General features: G+C 68.7%; 13 protein-coding genes, 2 pseudogenes and 2 CRISPR repeat arrays (1 of these 17 running past the window's edge). Of the genes and pseudogenes, 12 read left to right on the top strand and 3 right to left on the bottom strand.

What is annotated here, in order from left to right; translation table 11 throughout:
• Window positions 1-316: 316 nt before the first annotated feature.
• Window positions 317-694: a DoxX family protein gene (locus VS93_RS02845; protein ID WP_046468445.1), complete on the bottom strand. Its 378-nt coding sequence runs from the start codon at window positions 692-694 to the stop codon at window positions 317-319.
• Window positions 695-743: 49 nt separating this feature from the next.
• Between VS93_RS02845 and VS93_RS02840 the strand changes: the two genes are divergently transcribed.
• Together VS93_RS02840 and VS93_RS02835 are read left to right on the top strand one after the other, a co-directional pair.
• The gene (locus tag VS93_RS02840; protein ID WP_236700305.1) at window positions 744-1,172 is read left to right on the top strand and encodes a winged helix-turn-helix transcriptional regulator; all 429 of its coding nucleotides are present in this window, start codon (window positions 744-746) and stop codon (window positions 1,170-1,172) included.
• 573 nt (window positions 1,173-1,745) lie between these two features.
• A complete protein-coding gene (locus VS93_RS02835; protein WP_156184652.1) occupies window positions 1,746-2,159 on the top strand; it encodes a hypothetical protein in 414 nt (137 codons plus the stop codon).
• Window positions 2,160-2,688: 529 nt separating this feature from the next.
• Here VS93_RS02835 and VS93_RS02830 read toward each other — a convergent pair.
• On the bottom strand, window positions 2,689-3,474 hold the full coding sequence (locus tag VS93_RS02830; protein WP_082126576.1) for an aldo/keto reductase: 786 nt from the start codon (window positions 3,472-3,474) through the stop codon (window positions 2,689-2,691).
• 271 nt (window positions 3,475-3,745) lie between these two features.
• Here VS93_RS02830 and VS93_RS02825 point away from each other — a divergent pair, with 271 nt between their 5' ends.
• The gene (locus tag VS93_RS02825; RefSeq protein ID WP_046468442.1) at window positions 3,746-4,255 is read left to right on the top strand and encodes an LURP-one-related/scramblase family protein; all 510 of its coding nucleotides are present in this window, start codon (window positions 3,746-3,748) and stop codon (window positions 4,253-4,255) included.
• A gap of 150 nt (window positions 4,256-4,405) precedes the next feature.
• Here the strand turns inward: VS93_RS02825 and VS93_RS02820 are convergent, their stop codons facing one another.
• Window positions 4,406-4,624, bottom strand: coding sequence for a hypothetical protein (locus VS93_RS02820; protein ID WP_046468441.1), 219 nt, complete (start codon window positions 4,622-4,624; stop codon window positions 4,406-4,408).
• A 438-nt stretch (window positions 4,625-5,062) separates the two neighbouring features.
• On the opposite strand from VS93_RS02820, the gene cas2e (VS93_RS27560) reads away from it, so the two are divergent.
• The 9 genes and pseudogenes from cas2e (VS93_RS27560) (at window position 5,063) to cas2e (VS93_RS02780) (ending at window position 16,166) form a co-directional block, all read left to right on the top strand.
• The gene (cas2e, locus tag VS93_RS27560) at window positions 5,063-5,365 is read left to right on the top strand and encodes a type I-E CRISPR-associated endoribonuclease Cas2e (RefSeq protein ID WP_082126569.1); all 303 of its coding nucleotides are present in this window, start codon (window positions 5,063-5,065) and stop codon (window positions 5,363-5,365) included.
• A 103-nt stretch (window positions 5,366-5,468) separates the two neighbouring features.
• A CRISPR array of direct repeats spans window positions 5,469-6,839; the repeat unit is 29 nt; unit sequence CTGCTCCCCGCGCACGCGGGGATGGTCCC.
• Between the two features lie 138 nt (window positions 6,840-6,977).
• Entirely contained in the window at window positions 6,978-9,914 is a 2,937-nt protein-coding gene (locus VS93_RS02815; RefSeq protein WP_046468440.1) for a CRISPR-associated helicase/endonuclease Cas3, read from the top strand.
• Window positions 9,904-11,552 (top strand): annotated as a pseudogene (casA, locus tag VS93_RS02810) (type I-E CRISPR-associated protein Cse1/CasA). Before VS93_RS02815 ends, casA begins: the two are co-directional and overlap by 11 nt.
• Window positions 11,549-12,223, top strand: coding sequence for a type I-E CRISPR-associated protein Cse2/CasB (casB, locus tag VS93_RS02805; protein WP_046468439.1), 675 nt, complete (start codon window positions 11,549-11,551; stop codon window positions 12,221-12,223). Before casA ends, casB begins: the two are co-directional and overlap by 4 nt.
• A 12-nt stretch (window positions 12,224-12,235) precedes the next feature.
• Entirely contained in the window at window positions 12,236-13,423 is a 1,188-nt protein-coding gene (gene cas7e / locus VS93_RS02800; RefSeq protein WP_046468438.1) for a type I-E CRISPR-associated protein Cas7/Cse4/CasC, read from the top strand.
• Window positions 13,420-14,129 (top strand): annotated as a pseudogene (gene cas5e, locus VS93_RS02795) (type I-E CRISPR-associated protein Cas5/CasD). The gene cas7e and the pseudogene cas5e overlap by 4 nt, the downstream one beginning before the upstream one ends.
• Window positions 14,129-14,851: a type I-E CRISPR-associated protein Cas6/Cse3/CasE gene (gene cas6e / locus VS93_RS02790; RefSeq protein ID WP_046468437.1), complete on the top strand. Its 723-nt coding sequence runs from the start codon at window positions 14,129-14,131 to the stop codon at window positions 14,849-14,851. The pseudogene cas5e and the gene cas6e overlap by 1 nt, the downstream one beginning before the upstream one ends.
• Window positions 14,848-15,819, top strand: a complete 972-nt coding sequence (gene cas1e / locus VS93_RS02785; RefSeq protein ID WP_046468436.1) for a type I-E CRISPR-associated endonuclease Cas1e — start codon at window positions 14,848-14,850, stop codon at window positions 15,817-15,819. Before cas6e ends, cas1e begins: the two co-directional genes overlap by 4 nt.
• Entirely contained in the window at window positions 15,816-16,166 is a 351-nt protein-coding gene (gene cas2e / locus VS93_RS02780; RefSeq protein WP_046468435.1) for a type I-E CRISPR-associated endoribonuclease Cas2e, read from the top strand. The genes cas1e and cas2e (VS93_RS02780) overlap by 4 nt, the downstream gene beginning before the upstream one ends.
• A gap of 108 nt (window positions 16,167-16,274) precedes the next feature.
• A CRISPR array of direct repeats spans window positions 16,275-17,597; the repeat unit is 29 nt; unit sequence CTGCTCCCCGCGCACGCGGGGATGGTCCC; it runs 231 nt beyond the window's last position.

The raw sequence follows: 17,597 nt of genomic DNA, 5'->3' as shown, positions 1-17,597 counted from the left end.
TCATCCCCGGCTGGTAACGCACTGCCTCTCGTTCCAGAGAAAAACAAAGAAAGTCCCAGAAGCAAGGGAAACCCCATCGGCGGCGGTCCGCCGGACCCCGATTAAAACAATGTTGCCCATCTCATACGCGGCCCGGTGATCGCCACCGTCCCCCGTCTTCATAAAAATCCGGACCGTATTCTGAACCCAGGGCAGCACAGGGGAGGAGATCAACTCAACGTGGGGTGGATCACGCTTCGGTCCGCAAAATTCATCTTTAATTATCGAAGAGCGCGGGATATGTGTGCCGATATGGGTACGAGGGAGCCGCTCGGCCTTACGCCGCGCGCATGAGCACGACCAGCACGGCGGTCGAAAGAACCAGCAGGACCGTGGACGGCGCCATGGCCTTAACAGGATCCCGCCTGCGCATATGGAACCCGAGCGCCAGGAGCATGAGTACGAACAGGCCGGTTCCGGCGGCGATGGCCAGCCACACGGCGCCCGTGATCCCGAGCCATCCGCCGGCCAGTCCGGCGAGCAGTCCGATGCCGCCGAGCGTCTCGAACACGCCCGTCAGACGCATTACCCTGAGGTCGAGCTCCATGTCCTCCGTTTGCCGCACGGCGCTTTCCAACTTGAGTGCCTTCGGGACACCGATGGCCAGCACTGCCAAGGCCAGCAAAATGGGTAGAACGACCGCGGCGATGAGCACGCCTCACCCCGTATTCTCGTTGATGGAGCCGAAACTTGTGAGGACCATTGTGGAAGAGAACGAACGCCCACCGGAAGACGGAAAATCCGTGTTCGCAACGAACACTGGTGTTACCGTGCAGGTAAGGGCGAACCGGTGTGATATCCGCTACGTTCTGGACCGGATCGGGGACCGGTGGAGCGTGCTGGTGATCAGCCTGCTCGAATCGGGCCCCCTCCGCTACTCGGAACTGCGCCGCGAAATCGACGGCATTTCCCAGCGGATGCTGACTCTGACCCTGCGCAATCTGGAACGCGACGGCCTGGTCACCCGAGCGGTGACCGAGCACACGCCACCGCGCGTCGAATACGAATTGACCGATGTCGGCCGGACCCTGGCCGCGCGGCTGCGGCCGCTGATCGAATGGGCCGAGGTGAACCACCCCTACATCGCGACCAGCCGCGAACGCTTCGACCGGGCGTCCGAACCTGGCCGCTGACCCCGCCCCCGGACGTGCGGTGTCCCCGCCCTGGGGATCGGGGTGGGAGCGCAACGGAGTCCTCGGTGGAAGCTCGGAGAGGTGAGAGTCCCCGTGCTTCTACCGGGGCTCCGTTGCGTGTGTGCGGGGTTCCACCGGATCACCATAGGGCTGTTGCCTGGGGAAACAACCCACCTTCCCGAGAATGAAACAGCCGTGACCCGCTCCCGCGAACAAAAAATCGGAGGTCACGCCGATATCCCCTGGGAGTTGGTCATAGTGACGTTATCGACAGCAACCCTAAAACACTCTTAAAAGAAACTTTCGACTGTTTTAGGAAAGCCTTGTCGGGATGTTGGACGGCGCGTGGCCAGTTAAAACACTGGGTTCATGCGCGTGGGACCGCCGGGTGGCAAGGGTCACTCGGGAGTGAATTCCGGCCGTTTCTCCCGTTTACGCGCCGAAGGTGCAGGTCAGAGTGTCAGTGCGAAGGGGTTGGCGCTTCGGGAATCTGATTTGGCGATTCTCTGTCCAGTTGGATAAAACATATGGCGAACCCGGAATCCAGGGTTCCTGTCTTAGGAAGGTAATTTCTTGAAGAGTCGCTGGACTTCGAACATCGCGCGGGCCGGTGTTGTTCTCGCCGCGGTAGCCTCCATGAGCGGCGCGACAATTCAGGCTGCATCCGCGTCCGAGTCGAACATCGCCACCGCGGACACGCCACCGATTGTGGCGGGAGAGGGCGTGCTCCTGCCTGAGAGGGGCGACAAAGAGTTCCTGGAAATCGACCGGTGGGGGCGGACGACCCTCTGCGTCAAGGCCACGAGCGGCACGCCCAGCACCGAGTACCCCACGACAGACACGGTGCTCTACGGCCCCGGCCACGAGAATGTCGGTACCGCCTTGCCGGTGAAGGACGAGCTGAACTGCACGACGGAGTTCTTCCCTGGGGGAACGATCTGGGTGCAGAGTTCGAGCGAGGTGCCGGTGTACGTCTACACGAAGTAACGCCGAAGGTCCGTTCTTGAAAGCGTTCCGTAGTTGGTGGGCGTGAGTTGGTCGTCTACCCGACACCTCCTCAGCGTATGGGCAGATGCAGGCCGACCCCTGCAAGGGCGCGTGATCCGTCCACATGCCCTACGCGCCACGGTTCTGTCAATGTGTATGCCCATCAACTACGGAACTTTGAAGCACCCCGGGTTTCATGCACCCTGTTCCGTGAACACCGTATTCTCCCCAGAAAGCAGATTGGACTGCAATCGCGCACGATTCGTGACAGTATTGCGGTCGGAACAGCGCCCGTCCAAGCCGATGCAGTGGGATATTCATTCGGTCTCGGCATACACTTGCCGGGGTCGGCTCGCAGTGGCCACCGCGCCATTCTCGGTAACGGAACGCCGTTCGGTGCGGCTGGGACCGCTCTTCACGACGATCGCACCGCGGGTTCTCCCGGAGCGGGGCGGCGGCTGACGGCCCGCCGGGCAGTGCACCGCCCGGCGGGCGGGGAGCCATCTAAAACGTGCGGATTAGCCGCCGGCTAGCTCAGAGTGTCGGGGTCCGGGCCGATCCGGACACCGGTGTGCATATCGGCGATGGCCGCCATGTCCTCCTCGTCCAGCTTGAAGCCGAAGACGTGGATGTTCTCCCGGATGCGGGACGGGGTGACCGACTTGGGGATCACGATGGTGCCGAGCTGGACGCTCCAGCGCAGCGCCACCTGGGCCGGGGAGACACCGTGCTTGCCGGCAACCCTGGTCAGGGCCGGATCGTCCAGCAGCCCCTTGCCCCGGCCCAGCGGGCCCCACGCCTCGGTGGCGATGCCGTTGGCGGCGTGGAACTCGCGCAGCTCGGCCTGCTGCAGGCGCGGGTGCAGCTCGATCTGGTTGACGGCCGGAACGATGCCACTGGCCTCGAAGAGCCGCTGCAGGTGGGCGGGCTGGAAGTTGGACACCCCGATGGCCTTGGCGCGGCCCTCGGAGTGGATCCGCTCGAAGGCGCGCCAGGTGTCGACGTAGGAGCCGCGGGCCGGTGCCGGCCAGTGGATCAGGTACAGGTCGACGTAGTCCATGCCCAGCTCGGCCAGCGAGGTGTCGAAGGCGCGCAGGGTGGAGTCGTACCCCTGGTCGGTGTTCCACAGTTTGGTGGTGACGAACAGCTCCTCACGCGGCAGGCCGGACGCGGCGATCCCGCGGCCGGTGCCCGCCTCGTTCTGGTAGAGCGTGGCGGTGTCGATACTGCGGTATCCGGCCTCGATCGCGGTGGCCACGGTGGTCTCCGCCTCCGCGTCGGGCACCTGGAACACTCCGAAGCCGAGCTGCGGCATCGACACGCCGTTGTTCAGGGTGACAGCGGGGGTTCTGCTCACGGTCGGTCCTCACGTCGTCGAGCTGCATGGTGTTCTGCTATCCGGCTGAGAGCCTCGACGATCGTAGCCGCCGCACGGCGCCGGGTATTCCAGGCGGCGGACTCCGCCGGGCACCTTGCCGGGGGTGGCCCCGCACCGCCTTGACGCCCGGGGGAGAGGGCGGTTGAGTGGCGGTGACTGCCGGCACCGAGCGGACGGTGCCGCGGAAAAGCGTCGGGGGTAGCTGCTCGTGAAGTTCGTGGTACGGGAACGTGTCTTCGACATCGGAGACGACTACTGGGTGACGGACGAGAACGACGAGCGGGTGTTCCTCGTCGACGGCAAGGCGCTGCGGCTGCGCCAGACCTTCGAACTGAAGGACACCGAGGGCAACCAACTCGCGGTCATCCGCAAGAAGCTGTTCCGGCTGCGCGACACCATGACGGTCGAGCGCGACGGGGACACGGCGGCCACCGTCCGCAAGCGGATGTTCAACCCCATCAAGGACAAGCTCGTCGTCGAGTTGGCCGAGGGCGGGGAGTGGGAGGTCACCGGGGACTTCCTCGACAAGGAGTACACCATCGGGGACGACCACGGGCCGGTCGCCCACGTCTCGCGCAAGTGGTTCCGGCTACGGGACACCTACGCGGTGGACGTCAACACCTTCCGGCAGGACGCGGGCGGCGACCCCGCGCTGGTCATCAGCGTCGCCGTGTGCGTGGACGCCATGACCGCCGACGACGATGACGAAGACGAGTGAGGTCCAGGGGCGCTGGGCGACGCTGACCAGGCCGGGGCGTAAGTGCTCAGCCACGGGGTGAGCGCACAGCCATCCGTGAAGTAGTCGTCCAGCAGCGCGGCCGGAACCGGGCCGCATCGCCGGCACGGAGTCCGGCCGCCTCGGCGACGATCACCCCGTGGGCTCCTCCACCTCCGGAAGCTCGGGGCACTCGATCTCCGGGTTGAGGCCGAGAAGGTTCAACGGACCGATGGCGATCGTGATGACGGCGCTGCCGATCGAGGCGCAGTTCTCCTCTTCCTCCCCGCTGAAGTATCCCCGCTGGCCGGCGATCACCGCCCCGACGATCAACCAGATGACGAGGAGTACTGGTATTCCCGTTCTGCCCACTGCTGCCTCCTGGGGTAGCGCGATCCGGCGCCGACTGCTCGCGTCCGCGTGAGCGCCGCCAGTCGGTGCTGGTCGGCCGCCACGCCGTAAGCCGGCCACGTAGCCTATCCGACCCGGAGCACCCGGCGTCCCGGCCGGGGCCGGTCCCTGGCCCTGGTCGAGGGCATGATCCGAACTCCGTATCCACCTCCACAAAGCTCCTCGTACGCGCGGGCGTGTGGAGGTATGTGTTCGGATGCGAAGCCCCGCCGAGTGGTTCGCTCGACCGGCCGCCGAAATCGATCGGGCCGGTGACCGACTCGTCGCGTCCCCCAACGTCAGTGTGCGCAAAGCCGGTCAGACTGCGAGATGCGCGGAACACACTGGCCCGCACTGTCATCAAGGTGGGCATCAGGGTCAGCGCATGCGCCGGGCCGTGGCGCAAGTAGATGAGATTTCATTGCCCGGTGGTTGCTGGAGATCTCTCCGGGGGTGTTCATTGGTAACCCTTCGGCTCGTATCCGTGAGGCATTGTGGGCGGAGGTGCGGGAGTATGCGGGTAATGGTCGCGCTCTTCTCGCCTACACCACCAACAACGAGCAGGGGTATACCTTCGAGACCTTCAAACATCAATGGGTTCCGGTGGATCATGAAGGGCTGATGCTTATCCACCGTCCGCACCAGCAGCGGCCGGAGGTGGCGCCGGCGAAGCAGAAGGGGTGGAATAAGGCGGCCAAACGCCGCCGCTATGGGAGGAAGTAAGGTGCGTGAAGTCCTGGTCTGCGAGCTTTATGGGTTTACGTACGAATCTCGGGAAGTGGTAAATACGGGCCTGCTCCTGGGGTAGAAGTGCAGGTCACGGAGTCTGCTCCCCGCGCACGCGGGGATGGTCCCCCCACGACCCCATGGCATCATGACGCCATGAACTGCTCCCCGCGCACGCGGGGATGGTCCCGGGACGTGCGCCCGGGTCGGCTTCGGCTTGCTCTGCTCCCCGCGCACGCGGGGATGGTCCCAGCTGATGACCAGCGATAACGAGACATACGGGCTGCTCCCCGCGCACGCGGGGATGGTCCCGCGGTGGCCGGCGACTACGCCCACATCGTGATCTGCTCCCCGCGCACGCGGGGATGGTCCCCGGCCGGGCCGGTCCTGGTCGGGGGCGGGCATCTGCTCCCCGCGCACGCGGGGATGGTCCCCGGAGCAGCATGGCCAGCTTGGGGGTTTGTAGCTGCTCCCCGCGCACGCGGGGATGGTCCCCCTTTATGAGCTGTCGATCGGTGCGCTCGGCGCTGCTCCCCGCGCACGCGGGGATGGTCCCAGTGCCCGCTGTGCGCCCCGTGGGAGGGGAAACTGCTCCCCGCGCACGCGGGGATGGTCCCGAGATCGCAGCCGGCGCCATTCGCGCCCTGGCCTGCTCCCCGCGCACGCGGGGATGGTCCCCGCCGGAAGTTCGCCAGGTACGGCCGGAGCTCCTGCTCCCCGCGCACGCGGGGATGGTCCCAAGAAGGTCCGCGACCTGGACAACGTGCTCTCCTGCTCCCCGCGCACGCGGGGATGGTCCCACCGCAATTGATGGCGGCGGCGGATTCCGCTGCTGCTCCCCGCGCACGCGGGGATGGTCCCAGACTGCCGCCGGGCACGGTGACGCGTAGGCACTGCTCCCCGCGCACGCGGGGATGGTCCCCCGCCGTACTGGGACACCGAGGTCGATGAGTGCTGCTCCCCGCGCACGCGGGGATGGTCCCCCGAAACCGTGGGTTTACCAGCAGTTTTGGTTCTGCTCCCCGCGCATGCGGGGATGGTCCCATCGGCTGGAACTCCCGCCGCTGAAGCTCATTCTGCTCCCCGCGCACGCGGGGATGGTCCCGTGCTCGTGGTGATTCCCTGCCCCGCGAAAACCTGCTCCCCGCGCACGCGGGGATGGTCCCCGAGAAGCGCGAGCTGCTCCCCCACTGCACGACTGCTCCCCGCGCACGCGGGGATGGTCCCGCCGCACCACTCCGGCGGCGATAGCCCCATACCTGCTCCCCGCGCACGCGGGGATGGTCCCTGCCCCATGGCACGGCATCGTGTTCTCCACCGCTGCTCCCCGCGCACGCGGGGATGGTCCCCGGGCCGTGCTCGTGAAGGGGGCCGACGTTGTCTGCTCCCCGCGCACGCGGGGATGGTCCCACCACCTGGTATTCAATTCAGATGATGGTGGGCTGCTCCCCGCGCACGCCGGGATGGTTCCGTGGCTGGTGAGGCCCACCAAGCGGCTATGGGTGTCCCCATATGCGCGGGACACCCATAGCCGCATATAGCCGCATCCGGACAGGCAAATCGCAGCATTCGCCTGACTTCACCCTTGTACTCCGATTGACTTTCCGTCATGACTACCCCCAGCGCCCTCCACTGCGCTCTTGCGGGACTCACGGAGAGAGCCCGCTCCGCCTGGGCCAAGTCCAGTCGTGAAGACGAAGACGATGCCTGGCTGCCGCTGTGGTGCCACATGGCGGATAGCGCCGAGATCGCGGGACGGCTGTGGGACCACTGGCTGCCGCGTAAGGTCCGTCACCTCATCGCGGACGCCTTTCCCTGTGGCGCGGACGACGCCCGGGTACTCGCGGTGTGGCTGGCGGCCGTCCACGACATCGGGAAGGCGACCCCCGCGTTCGCGTGCCAAGTGGGCCGACTAACGGGCAGGATGCGCGACCACGGGCTGGAGATGCGGACCTACAGGGAACTGGGCGATGACCGCAAGCTCGCTCCGCACGGCCTGGCCGGTCAGGTTCTCCTGCAGCAGTGGCTGACCGAGCACCACGGGTGGCGGAAAACGGCCATCCACCAGATCACCACCATCGTCGGCGGCCACCACGGGGTTCCGCCCACCCATTCCGACATCAAGGCACTCACCGAGTCGCCGTACCTGCTGCGCACCCGCGGCAGCGAGGAGGCGTGGCACGGCGTCCAGGAGGAACTGCTCAACGCCTGTGCGGAGGCGACCGGGGCCGCTGCCCGCCTTGACGCCTGGCGCGAGGCGAAGTTGCCGCAGCCCGTGCAGGTCCTACTCTCCGCGTTAGTGATCATGGCGGACTGGATCGCCAGCAACCGGGACTTCTTCCCCTACGCCCCTGATGCCTCGCTCACCGATCCCGACCGGGTGGAGAACGCGTGGCGGCAGGTCGAGCTGCCCTCCCCTTGGGAAGCGGTGGAGCCCGTGGAGGACACGGCCGAACTCTTCGCCGCCCGTTTCGACCTTCCCGAGGAAGCCGAGATCCGGCCGGTGCAGGAAGCGGCCGTCCGTGCCGCTCGGGAGGTGACCGGCCCCGGGATGCTGCTGGTCGAGGCGCCAATGGGGGAGGGGAAAACCGAGGCGGCGCTCGCGGCTGTGGAGAGCCTCGCCGCCCGCGCCGGTGCGGGCGGCTGCTTCATCGCGCTGCCCACCATGGCCACCAGCAACGCGATGTTCCCCCGGCTGCTGAAGTGGTTGAGTCGCCTGCCGGACCATCGAGCCGGGACCGGTGCCCACTCGGTGGAGCTGCGGCACTCCAAGTCCGCGCTCAACAGGGACTATGCGCGGCTTCCCCGCCATGCCGGGCGCGCGGCGGCCGACATCGACCGGGACGGCGCGGCCGATCACCTGGACCACCGGTCGGACAGACGCGCGTCCTCCGCCGCACTGGTGGCACACCACTGGCTGCGCGGGCGCAAGAAGGGAATGCTGTCGTCGTTCGCCGTCGGCACTGTCGACCAACTGCTGTTCGCCGGGCTGAAGAGCCGCCACCTCGCGCTGCGCCACCTGGCCGTCGCCGGGAAGGCCGTGGTCATCGACGAGGCGCACGCCTACGACACCTACATGAACACCTACCTGGACCGGGTTCTCGCCTGGCTGGGGGCCTACGGGGTGCCGGTGGTGGTGCTGTCGGCGACCCTGCCCGCCGGGCGCCGCCGGGAACTCGCCGCGGCCTACGCCGGGGCCCGGCGATACGACACCGCCTTCGACGCCGTAGGGGAGGAACGGGGTTATCCGCTGATCACCGCCGTTGTCCCGGGTGAGGAACCGCGATTGTACCGGCCTGCTGCCTCGGGGCGCGCCACGGATGTTCGGCTGGAGCGGCTCGATGAGGATCTGGGATCCCTCGCCGACCGGTTGGCCGGTGAACTCCGTGACGGCGGCTGCGCCGTGGTCGTGCGCAACACCGTACGGCGGGTGCACGAGACCGCCCACTACCTCCGGGAGTACTTCGCCGGAACACAAACCGCCATCGAGGTCGCCCACGCCCGCTTCCTGGACCTGGACCGCGCCGAGAACGACGAGCGCCTGCTCGCCACCTTCGGCCCGCCGGAGAAAGTCGCCGAACTCCGGGGGAACCGCCCGACCGGAGCGCACATCGTGGTCGCCAGCCAGGTCGTGGAGCAGTCCCTGGACATCGACTTCGACCTCATGGTCACCGACCTCGCCCCTGTCGACCTGCTGCTGCAGCGCATGGGCCGGCTGCACCGCCACCGGCGCGGGGAGGGGCAGAGCGAGCGCCCGGAGCGGCTGCGGCAAGCCCGCTGCCTGATCACCGGCGCGGACTGGGAGCAGAGTCCGCCGAAACCGGTGGACGGGTCATGGCGGATCTACGGCCTCTGGCCGCTGCTGCGCGCCGCGGCCGTTCTGGAGCCCCACCTGGCAGCGGTCGAGGAGGAGGACCGTACGGTCCGGCTGCCCGACGACATCAGCCCCTTCGTCCAGCACGCCTACGGGGAAGACCCCGCCGGGCCGCCGGAGTGGCGGAAGGCCCTGGACGAGGCCCGCGACAAGTACGAGGTGCACCAGGCGAAGCAGGGAGTCGAAGCGGACGTGTTCCGGCTTTCCGCTCCGGGCCGAGTGGGGCGGAGCCTGGTGGGGTGGGTGGACGCCGGGGTCGGCGACGCCGACGACACCGCGAAAGGCCGCGCCCAGGTCCGCGACAGCGACGACAGCATTGAGGTGCTGGTCGTGCAGCGGCGGGCGGACGGAACCCTCGCCACCCTCCCGCACCTCAGCGAGGACAGGGGAGGACGATCCATCCCCGAAGACGCCGCGCCCCCAGCGGACCTGGCCCGCACGATCGCCGCGTGCTCCCTGCGGCTGCCCTTCCCGTTCACCCTCTCCAAATTGCTCGACCAGGCCATCGAGGAACTGGAACAGAACTGCTTCCCCGCATGGCAGGACAAGGAGTGCCACTGGCTGGCCGGAGAGCTGGTCCTCGTGCTGGACGAGAACTGTCGCACCCGGTTAGCAGACTGCGAACTCAGCTACTCACCCACCGAAGGACTTGAGGTCCACCATGCCCAATGAGCCCCCCGACATGTCGTTCGACCTGACCGATCAACCGTGGATCCCGGTCCTCCGGTCGGACGGCACCGAGGCGGAGCTGTCCCTGCGGGAGGTCTTCCGGCAGGCCCCCGAATTGCGCCGCATCGTCGGCGACATTCCCACCCAGGAGTTCGCGCTGCTGCGGCTGCTGCTGGCGATCCTGCACGACGCGGTCGACGGGCCGCAGGACCCCGAGCAGTGGCAGGAACTGTGGAGGGTGGGCTGCCGGTCGAGGAGATCGCCGACTACCTGGACCGGCACCGCGACCGGTTCGACCTGCTCCACCCCGAAACCCCGTTCTTCCAGGTCGCCGGCCTGCACACCGCCAAGGGCGAGATCTCCTCGCTGAACCGCATCGTCGCCGACGTGCCCAACGGCACGCCGTTCTTCACCATGCGGGCGCGCGGGGTCGACCGTCTCCGCTTCGCCGAAGCGGCCCGCTGGGTGGTGCACGCGCACGCCTATGACCCCTCCGGAATCAAGTCGGGCGCGGTGGGGGACAGTCGGGTCAAGGGCGGCAAGGGCTACCCGCAGGGGATCGGCTGGGCGGGCAACCTCGGCGGAGTGCTCGTGGAGGGGAACAGCCTGCGGGAAACCCTGCTGCTGAACCTCATCTCCCAGGAGGACATCCAGGCCGGCGAGGAGGACCGCCCGGCGTGGCGGTTCGAGCCGCCGAAGGCCGCGGCGCTCAAGGGGAAGGAATCCGTATTCCGTCCCTACGGTGTTCGCGACCTCTACACCTGGCAGACCCGCCGGCTGCGCCTGCACTACGACACCAATGGCGTGTACGGCGTACTGCTCGCCTACGGCGATCCGCTGGCGCCGCGCAACATGCACGAGCGCGAGCCGATGACGGCGTGGCGGCGTAGCCCCGCCCAGGAGAAGAAGCACGGCCTGTCGAAGGTGTACCTGCCGCGCGAACACATTCCCTCCCGCAGCGCCTGGCGGGGTCTGGAGTCGATCATCGTGGGCTATGCCCGGGAGGCCGGCCAGCGCCAGGACGCCGCCGGCGGTGTGCGGCCCGGCATCCTGGAATGGATCGCGCGGCTCACCACTGAGGGACCGCTGGAGAAGAATTTCCTGATCCGTACCCGGCTGGTCGGCGCGGTCTACGGAACCCAGCAGTCGGTGATCGACGAGGTGGTGGACGACCGGATCGCGATGCCGGTGGTGCTGCTGCACAACCGCGACACCGAACTGGGGAACACCGCCATCGAGGCGGTGAAAGACGCGGAGGGCGCCGTCACCGTCTTGGGCCAACTCGCCGCCGACCTGGCCCACGCCGTCGGGGCCGAAGCCGCCGGCCCGCGCGACTCCGCCCGCGACCGGGGATTCGGCGCGCTGGACGGGCCGTTCCGGAAGTGGCTGCGCGATATCGCCCCAGATACCGACCCGGAAGAGTACCGCGCGCACTGGCAGGACACCGCGGGGCGGATCATCCGCGGCATCGGAGCCGAACTGGTGGATCAGGCGGGTGAGGCCGCCTGGACCGGGCGGCTCGTCGCCACCGGCACCGGGGACCTGTGGCTCAACTCCGCGCACGCCGAACGCCGGTTCTACCGGAGCCTGCGCAAGTCCCTGTCCATGACCACCGAGCAGCCCGCGGAGGCGCCCGCATGACATCCGATACCGCAACCACCGAAGCCTCAGGCCGCACCGACCTGACTCCTCTCGGCGCGGCCGTCGCCAAGCGGATCGGCTCGCTCCAGGGCGGCTATCTCGCCGATCAGCCCGGCGCCGTCGCGACGCTCGCGCAACTGCGCGGCGGCGCGGGCAAGCTGCCCGGCGACCCCCCTGACCTGTGGGGTCTCACGGGCGACCTCACGGACTACATCTCTCCGGGATGCACCGAGAAGCAGGAGGAGCAGGCCGAGACCGCCGTCCACATCGCCCTGACCCTGTACGCGCTGCACCAGCAGTCCCGCCGCGAGGACCGCATGCACCGGGGCCCGATGTGGCAGGCCGGGCGGCGCCGCGACCGCGACCTCGGCTGGGCGATGCGCGAGCTCATGGCCGGTGCCGAGATCGACGAGTCGCTGCGCAAGCGCTTCGTCCAGGCCGGGAAGGCGACGAGCACGGCCATCCTCGCCTACCGGCTGCGCGGCATCGTGCAGCTGCTGCGCCGCGAAGCGGTGCCGCTCGACTACGGCCTGCTCGCCGACCAGCTCGTCACCGCGCAGCAGCCGGGCGGTATGAGCAAGATCCGTAGCTCGTGGGGACGTGGATTCGTCGCCTACCGCCCCCCAGCTACCGCCTCCGACGACGAGCCCGCCACCACCGACACCAAGTAAGGACACACCACCGTGACCCGAACCATCCTCGACCTGCACGTCCTGCAGACCGTCCCGCCGAGCAACCTGAACCGCGACGACACCGGCGCCCCGAAGACCGCCGTCTACGGCGGGGCGCGCCGCTCCCGGGTGTCCAGCCAGGCGTGGAAGCGCGCCACCCGGAAGGCCTTCGACGGCCTGCTCGACCCCCAGGACCTGGGCACCCGCACCAAGCGGGTCGCCGAGTTCGTGGCCGAGAGGATCCGTGGGCTGGACAAGTCCATTCCGCAGACCGAAGCGCTCGCCCTGGCCGCCGAGACCGTCAAGACCGCCACCGGCTCCAAGATCGAGCCGCCCAAACGCAAGAGCAGGAACGAGGACAGCGACGACCCCGCCGCGCCCGAGTCCGCCTACCTGATGTTCCTCAGCGCTCGCCAGCGCGACGCCCTCGCCGAGCTGGCGGTGGAGGGCCGCGCCGACATCAAGGAGTTCTTCAAGGTTGCGGAGAACAAGAAGCGGGCCAGGGCCGCCGCCGACACCCGGCACTCGGTGGACATCGCACTGTTCGGCCGGATGGTCGCCGACGGGGCCGACGTTAACGTGGACGCCGCGGCCCAGGTGGCCCACGCCATCAGCGTGCACGCGGTGGAGAACGAGGCCGACTACTACACCGCCGTGGACGACCGCCAAGAGGACGACGAGCCGGGCGCCGGCATGATCGGCACGGTCGAGTTCAACTCGGCGACGTTGTACCGCTACGCCGCCCTCGACGTGGACCAACTGCGCCGGAACCTCGGCGAGGGGATCCGCGAGGGCGAGGACACCACCGAACCGATACGCCGGGCCGTGCAGGCGTTCCTGCGGGGCTTCGTGGAGTCCATGCCCACCGGGAAGGCCAACACCTTCGCCAACCACACCCTGCCCGAGGCGGTGATCGTCAAGCTGCGCTCCGCGCGTCCGATCAGCTTCGTCGGAGCGTTCGAGAAGCCCGTCCCGGAGGAACTGGACAGCGGCTACCTGCGCACCGCCTGCGACCGGCTCGCCAAGTTCATTCCGGAGATCGAGGGAGCCTACGGCGCGGACGAAGGCACAGAGACATGGGTGCTGCGGATCGGGGACAGCACCCGGCCCCTTGAGGCGGTTGAGGGGGAGACGGTGTCGCTGAAGAAGCTGGTCGAAGGCGTCGGCGCCGCGGTGGCCGAACGCGTGGAGTCGCAGTGAGCGTGCTGGCGCTGCTGCTGGCGGGCCCGCTGCAGGCATGGGGCTCCTCGGCCCGCTTCGCACGGCGCACCACCGAGAACGCGCCCACCAAGAGCGGGGTGCTCGGCCTGCTCGCCGCCGCGCAGGGGCGCGATCGCACAGCCGACCTCTCCGACCTCGCCGAGCTGCGGTTCGGGGTGCGCGTGGATCAGGAGGGCGTGCGGATCCGCGACTACCAGACCGCGCACCACGCCGACACCGAGGACGCGATGCCGGTCTCGCACCGGTTCTACCTCGCCGACGCGGTGTTCGTCGCCGCGGTGGAGGGCGACGACGACCTGATCGGCGAACTGCACCGGGCGGTGCGGCGGCCGGTGTTCCTGCCGTATCTGGGCAGGCGGTCCTGCCCGCCGTCCAGACCGGTCGATATCGGGGTCTACGAGGGACCCTGAAGCGGGTCTTCGAGCGGGAAGTGGGGTGGCACGCGTCCGAGAGGCACCAGTACCGGCGCAGGAGGGAGCCGAAGGTGGAACTCGACGTCCTCGTCGACGCCGAACCCGGTGACGCCGACGCCGACAGCCTGCGCGATGTGCCGCTCAGCTTCGATCCCCTGCACCGCCGCTACAGGCTGCGCGGCGTTAAGCCGGGCCGGGTGGCGGTGCCGAACCCGAAGGCGAGGCGGTTCCCCGACCACGACCCGACGATGCCCCTGATGAGAGGCGACTGATGTACCTCACCCGCTTCCGCGTCAACACCGCCCGCGTGGGGGCGCGCAAGCTGCTGTCGTCACCACAGGCCATGCACGCAGCGGTGATGGCCGGCTTCCCGAAGGCGCTTCCCGGCGACACCGGCGGCCCGCGTGTGTTGTGGCGGGTAGACCGCAACGCGAAGGCCGAGATGTTCCTCTACGTCGTCAGCCCGGACCGCCCCGACTACACCCACCTGGTGGAGCAGGCCGGCTGGCCCACGGCCGGCAGCGGTTGGGAGGCCCACGAGTACGCGCCGTTCCTGGCCAAACTGGCCGCGGGCGAGGTGTGGGCCTTCCGCCTCACCGCGAACCCCGTGCACAACATCCGCATCAAGGCGGGCGAGCCGACCAAGGTGACCGCGCATGTCACCTGGCGCCACCAGATGGGATGGCTGCTGGAGCGCCAGAAGGGGGCCGGCTTCCAGGTGCTGCGCAAACCGGAGGAGCGGCGCAAGCTGGGCGATGACGACGAACACGAGCTGCTTGTGCACGGCCAGCGCCGGATCGAGTTCGGCAAAGGGGAACGGAACCGGAGCAGGGATTCGAGAAGGGTCAGGCTGAACACCGTGACCTTTGACGGCCGCCTGGAGGTCACCGACCCCGACGCCCTGCGCAGAACCCTCACCAGCGGGCTCGGCCGCGCCAAGGCGTACGGCTGCGGGCTGATGACCCTCGCCCCGGTGAAGGGACAGCCGCGGTGAGCATCAGCAAGCGGGGAGCCTCCTCGCCACGGGAACTGACCCGGGTGGGTGACCGGCTCTCCTTCGTCTACCTGGAACGCTGCACCGTCCACCAGGAGGCCAACGCGATCACCGCCGAAGACGCTGAAGGGATCAGGCACATCCCCTCCGCGACCATCGGCACCCTCCTGCTGGGGCCGGGAACCCGGGTCACCCACCAGGCCATGAGCGTGCTCGGGGAGAGCGGGGCGGGGGTGGTGTGGGTCGGGGAGCACGGGGTGCGCTACTACTCCGGGGGACGCGCCCTGACCCGGTCCTCGGCTCTGGTCGAGGCGCAGGCCACAGCGTGGGCGAACCGAAAGACGCGCCTGGAGGTCGCCCGTGCGATGTACAGGCTGCGCTTTCCGGACGAGGACCCGTCCGGGTGCACCCGGCGGGAGATCCTTGGCAAGGAGGGCGACCGGGTCAAGCGGTGCTACCGGAAAGAGTCGGCACGCACCGGGGTCCCCTGGCGCGGCCGGCAGTACGTTCCCGGTGACTTTACCGCCGGCGACCCGCCCAACCAGGGGATCACCGCGGCGGCCCAGTGCATGTACGGGGTGGCGCACGCGGTGGTCGCGGCACTCGGCTGCACCCCGGGCCTCGGGTTCGTGCACTCCGGGCACGATCTCTCGTTCGTCATGGATATCGCCGACCTGTACAAGACGAGCGTCGGCATCCCGGTGGCCTTCGACGTCGCCGCGGAGAGTCCGGAGGATGTGGGGTCGCGGACCCGACGGGCGATCCGGGATCGGATCAACGAAACGGGCCTGCTCGGGCAATGTGTCCGCGACATCAAGTGGCTGCTGCTCCCCGAGGGGGCCGACATCCTGGTCGATGACACCGCAGACCGGGTGAGCCTGCGGTCTGACCGCGGCCCTGACCTGGAATCAGGACGGAACTACGGTTCGGATGGCGAATCGGATGCCCCCTGGGAAGTGATCTGGTGACAGTTATCGTGCTCACCCTCTGCCCGCCAGGGCTGCGCGGATTCCTCACCCGGTGGCTGCTGGAGATCTCCTCCGGAGTGTTCATCGGTAATCCCTCGGCTCGTATCCGTGAGGCACTGTGGGCGGAGGTGCGGGAGTACGCGGGCAACGGCCGCGCTCTCCTCGTCTACACCACCAACAACGAGCAGGGGTACACCTTCGAGACCTTCGAACACAAATGGGTTCCGGTGGACCATGAAGGATTGACACTCATCCACCGTCCGTACCAGCAGCGGCCGGAGGCAGCGACAGCGAAGCAGAAAGGCTGGAGCAAGGCGGCCAAGCGCCGTCGCTATGGAAGGAAGTGAAGTAAGGTGCGCGAAGTCGTGGTTCGCGAGTTTTGTGGGGTTATGCGCGAATTTCGGGAAGTGGTAAATATGGGCCTGGTCCCGGGGTAGAAGTGCAGGTCACGGAGTCTGCTCCCCGCGCACGCGGGGATGGTCCCCGGACACGGTCAACCCCCCGCCCCCCGAAACCCTGCTCCCCGCGCACGCGGGGATGGTCCCTCGGGGTGTTGGTCGGCGAACCATGCGGCGATCTGCTCCCCGCGCACGCGGGGATGGTCCCCGGCCCGGGGCGACCATCGCTGAGGCGGTCGCCTGCTCCCCGCGCACGCGGGGATGGTCCCCTGTCCCGCGGCCAACGCGGCAGCGGGGGCGGCTGCTCCCCGCGCACGCGGGGATGGTCCCGAGGCGCGCATGCGGCAGCGCGAGATCGAGCGCTGCTCCCCGCGCACGCGGGGATGGTCCCCCGTCGGGTAGGCCGGGGTTGTCGTCGAGGGTCTGCTCCCCGCGCACGCGGGGATGGTCCCGTCAACTTCGCGATCCCCAGTGAGCCCGCCGACTGCTCCCCGCGCACGCGGGGATGGTCCCGCTGCTGTCTGAGCTCGGGGTTGACCCGCGCACTGCTCCCCGCGCACGCGGGGATGGTCCCGAAGAGAGAGGACACAGGGCCAGATGACGAATCTGCTCCCCGCGCACGCGGGGATGGTCCCGACCTTCAGCCGCTCGCGCGCGGACTTGCGCCCTGCTCCCCGCGCACGCGGGGATGGTCCCGACAGGCCGAGGTCCTGCGCTATGGCGGTGACCTGCTCCCCGCGCACGCGGGGATGGTCCCCCGTCGGGTAGGCCGGGGTTGTCGTCGAGGGTCTGCTCCCCGCGCACGCGGGGATGGTCCCCGGACACGGTCAACCCCCCGCCCCCCGAAACCCTGCTCCCCGCGCACGCGGGGATGGTCCCTCGGGGTGTTGGTCGGCGAACCATGCGGCGATCTGCTCCCCGCGCACGCGGGGATGGTCCCCAGTGGACCGGGAGGCACGCCAGCCTCCTGCGCTGCTCCCCGCGCACGCGGGGATGGTCCCCAGCCGAGGGGGTGACCCGGTGCCGCTCCCCACTGCTCCCCGCGCACGCGGGGATGGTCCCGTGATGCTGCAGGACCAGGGCGCCGGGAAGGGCTGCTCCCCGCGCACGCGGGGATGGTCCCGAGGGGGGAGGGGAAACCCTCACAGACCTAATCTGCTCCCCGCGCACGCGGGGATGGTCCCGGGCCCCCGGCAGCCGTGACAACTGGGTAGAGCTGCTCCCCGCGCACGCGGGGATGGTCCCATGGCCGCCGTCTACTCCGACCACCCGGATTACTGCTCCCCGCGCACGCGGGGATGGTCCCCACCTGGCGGCGCACCTGCGTGATGCCGACCGCTGCTCCCCGCGCACGCGGGGATGGTCCCGAACCACCTTCGC

Source organism: Allosalinactinospora lopnorensis (genome assembly GCF_000981225.1).
Classification (GTDB): Bacteria; Actinomycetota; Actinomycetes; order Streptosporangiales; family Streptosporangiaceae; genus Allosalinactinospora; species Allosalinactinospora lopnorensis.
The sequence above is the reverse complement of the archived record's forward strand: the minus strand, read 5'-3'. Positions and strand labels throughout refer to the sequence as shown.